The 4,221-nt window shown below is 39.8% G+C and carries 1 protein-coding gene; it reads right to left on the reverse strand.

Translation table 11 applies throughout. The features are described 5' to 3' along the window. Nucleotides 1-115: 115 nt before the first annotated feature. Nucleotides 116-4,221 (reverse strand): T9SS type B sorting domain-containing protein (locus ES677_RS14850; RefSeq protein ID WP_148381673.1); only part of this gene is annotated, 4,106 nt, incomplete at its 5' end.

A 4,221-nucleotide genomic window follows, 5' to 3' on the forward strand; every position in this document is an offset into this window, starting at 1 on the left:
CCCTACAGCTCTAACAAAACAACAAAACGCATAAGTTTAACTATAGGCATAAAAAAAACCTGAACAGTACTGTTCAGGTTTTTTTGGTGTATTCTATGTGATTATTATATCGCTTTTAGCGCTTTAGTGTAAAGTGCGCTTTAAAGCTTTTCTTATTATCTGTGCCTGGCTCTCTGTAATCTACAGTAAACCAATAGTCGCTTGTTGGCATTGGGTTTCCGTTGTACGTTCCATCCCAGCCTGAGCCTGTTGGACTTAATTGTTTTAACAGTTTTCCAAATCGGTCGAAGATAAATATTTTAGCATCTGGCTGACTCTCCACACCATAGATGTTCCAAGTATCATGGTAACCATCACCGTTTGGTGTAAAGTATAATGGGTAATCCATTACTAATACTATTTCACTCGCTTCTCCACATCCGTTAGCATCTCTTGCTGTGATAACGTGCTCTCCTGCCGATACATTATTAAAGGTATAGCTATAAGAACCACTAGCAGTTAATACCCCGATTTCCCAAGCGCCGCCATCGATACTAAACTCATAAACGGCAATTCCGTTTCCTGTCGCTGTAGCGTCTATTGCGTGTTCATTTGCAAAAGCTAAAGTGGTTACTTCTGTTGTTAATACTGGAGGCTCACTTTCTTCTACTAGTGTACTCTCTGTACTTGAACATTGTGTTGCGCCACTTGATGTCACATCGGTTACTACAACGCTATACGTTCCGCCTTGTGTTGGGGTTAATGCTGGGGCTGTTTCTGCTGGTAAAACAGTACCGTTATAACTCCACTCGAATGTGTATTGTGTTGCATCTAAGCCGGTGTCTATTACTGGTACATTAACGACTTCTGTTCCGTTGGTGTTTACACATAATAAATACGTAGCGTCTAAATCGAAAGACGGTAACATATTCACTTGTAATGTTAACGTTGCCGTTTCAAAACATTGTGAGCTGTCTTCCATTGTTCCAGTGCCCGTACCATCATCTACTAGTGTATCATTATCTACACGCACAATAATAACTTGTGGGTTTACTGTGTTTTCGTATAGAAATGGTAAGGCATTGGTTCCGGCATCGGCATCTAGTTGGTTATCGTAATAACTCACCGTATAGCTTACAGGATCTTGTCCGTCTAATACAAATTCGTTTTGTGTTGCTAAATCAAATTGTGCGGTGTTATTTGTGGTATCACCATCAAAATCCATTTCATCATCACAGATCTCATAAACAATTGGTACTAAATCTGGATTTGCTTGTGCTGCTTCTTGTACTTCAATCATAAAGCTTACCGTTGCAATATCACAGCCTGTATCTGTATTGGTAATGTTTACAAAAATCTCTTGCGGATTACTGGTGTTAGTGTACAATGTTGTTAATGCATTGATACCTTGTTCGGCCTCCGCTATCGTTTCGTGATACGTTACTGTAAATACTGCGGGATCTTGTCCGTTTAAAATCTCACCGGTCATTGTTGTGAAATCAAACTGTGCAACGCCGTCATTATTCAATTCACAAATAATGTAATCCGCTACCGGTACTACGTCTGGTAATGGGTTTACTATTAAGTCGAAATCTTCTAAACTGTAACACCCTGTTCCGTTTAATCCGGTTACATCGTCTCCATTTGTTACACGCACATAAATAGTTTGTGGGTTAATGGCAACACCAGCGTTATTAGGATCTTCGTTACTGTGTTGGGTTGGATCTACAATAGCATTGGTACCTGTTACGGCAGCGTCTTCACTAGTATAGTAACTTAAGTGTATTGGGTTACTAGCATCTTCACCGTTAATAATATAAGTCTCGTTTACTGTTAAGTCGAAGACTTCAATCATATCGCCAGTCGCGTTATCGTCGCATAAAATAATATCGGCTGGATCTTCTCCTGGCGATGGATTATTTAATACACGAATAGTAACGGTTGTGTATGAGATACATCCAGTATCTCCATCAGTTACTACTACAAATAATGTTTGTGGTCCCATTACCGTATTGGTAAAGTCTGTTGGATCTGGAATCATATTGGTGCCTGCTTGCGCATCAGCCAAAGTGGTGTAATAGTCTACAGTCCAACTTGGGTTACCATTTACTATTTCTGAGTCTTCAACGGTTAAATCGAAAGCCGTAAAGCCATCATTATCTTCGTGGTAATCGGCATCTAAATCATCACATTGTGATAACGTATTATCGTAATTAGGATTTAATACGGGTGGAAAAGCCACTTCTATAACAAACGATCCTGTACTTACACAACCATTGCCGTTACTCGATAAACGAATATAAATCGTTTGAGGGTTTACCGCATTGGTATAGTTTGAAGAATTTACAATAGGATCGTTTCCTGAATCAGCATCGGCTTGAGACACGTGGTAGGTTAATGTAAAATCTGCTTGCGATTGTGTACCATAAACTTCTGGTGAAATCACTGCATCAAAATCAAATTGTGCAAAGCCATCTCCATTATCATCACAAATAACATAGTCTTCAATATCTAATGGTACTACTGGCGATGGTAACACCACCAAGTCTAACTCTACAATTGTATAACATCCTGTTCCTGGTGTTGGCGCAACTCCTGTATTTTCTACACGTACATATATTGTTTGCAAATTGGCAATAATATTATTGTAAAAGTTTGCTAACGGACTTGTTCCTGCTTCAGCATTTGCTAAGGTTTCGTGGTACGTTACCGTTACTCCTGTTTCTCCGTTTTGAATGATTGTTGACTGGCTATAAATATCGAACTGCGCAAAACCATCATTATCATCATCACAAACTTCCAATGGATCTGGGTTTGCAACTGGCGATGGTGTTGGTGTTACACGTAAATCTAAAGTAATAGTATTGACACATCCTGTAACGTTATTTTCTGCACGGATATAAATAGTTTGTGCATTACTTGTATTTACATACGGGCTAAAAATTTCATCTGTATCGGTATCGGCTCCAACTTGTGTTAAGTGGTAACTCAATGTAATTCCTGTTAGTCCTCCTAAAATTTCTGCGTTGGCATCTTCTAAAGTAAACGGTTCTGCACCATCGTTTGGAGTAACATAGTCACAAAGCGTTAATGGCGTTGGCTGTACTAAAACTGGTAATGGGTTTACAATAATATCTAAAGTCGTTATTGAGAAACACCCTGTGGCACTGTCTTCTACACGTACCCATAGCGTTTGCATGTCTTGAACGATATTAACATAAGCATTTGGTGATGCGATAGCGTTATTTGGTAGTAGCGCATTTGCCTCAGACTCGTAAAAAGTTACGGTATATAACGTCGGGTCTAATCCGTTTAGAATCTCTGTGTTTTTTGTTGGTAAATCGAAAGTCGCATAACCATCGGCGTTATCGTCACACACTTCCAATGGTGTTGGGTCGATTATCTCTGGTGTTGGGTTTACAATTAATATTAATTCTACGAAACTCGCACAATTAGTAGAAATCGTCGGACTCTCAATACGCACGTAGATCGTTTGCTGATTCACTACAATATTGTTATACGGACTTGCTAATGGGTTAACATCATTTTCAGAATCTGATAACGTTTCGTGGTACGTTATTACTAAGGTGTTATCACCGCCATTTATTTCTGAATCTGCATCGCTTAGCGTAAACACTCCAAAACCATCGCTGTCTGGATCGCAATATTCTAATGGTGTTGGTGTAAATGCTACTGGAGCATCTTCTACTTGTAGTGTTAATGGTGTCGTATCACTACAAGAGGTAGTAATATCTTCAACATTTACAAATACAATTTGCGGATTAGTAACATTCGTGTAGGGTATTGGTAATGGATTAGCTTGCGCATCGGCATCTGCCTGAGTAAGATAATACGTTACCGAGTAGTTCGGGTTTCCACCTGAAATTTCACCATTTTTAATGCTTAAATCAATTTCTGTAAAACCATCTGGTGTGGCATCATCACAAACCCCTAATACTGTTGGTGTTACCACCGTTGGTAATGGGTAACTGGTTAACGAGTAAATTTCAGTTGCTGGACACGCACCGTTTGTTGTGTATTCTACTTCGTAAGTCGTATTTGGTTGTCCGCCAGAAACGGTCCCTGTGGTAGCATCTATTACAGCGCCATCCGTTGGTACTGGGTTAAACACATACGTTCCGCCTGGTGTTGCTTCTGTATCGACAATACCGCCGTCGCACGTTGGCGTCATTGTTATACTCGCATCGTCTACTGATAAAACGGTAAGATCGAAAGTTGCTG

It is taken from the genome of Bizionia gelidisalsuginis (assembly GCF_008086185.1).
Lineage (GTDB): Bacteria > Bacteroidota > Bacteroidia > Flavobacteriales > Flavobacteriaceae > Bizionia > Bizionia saleffrena.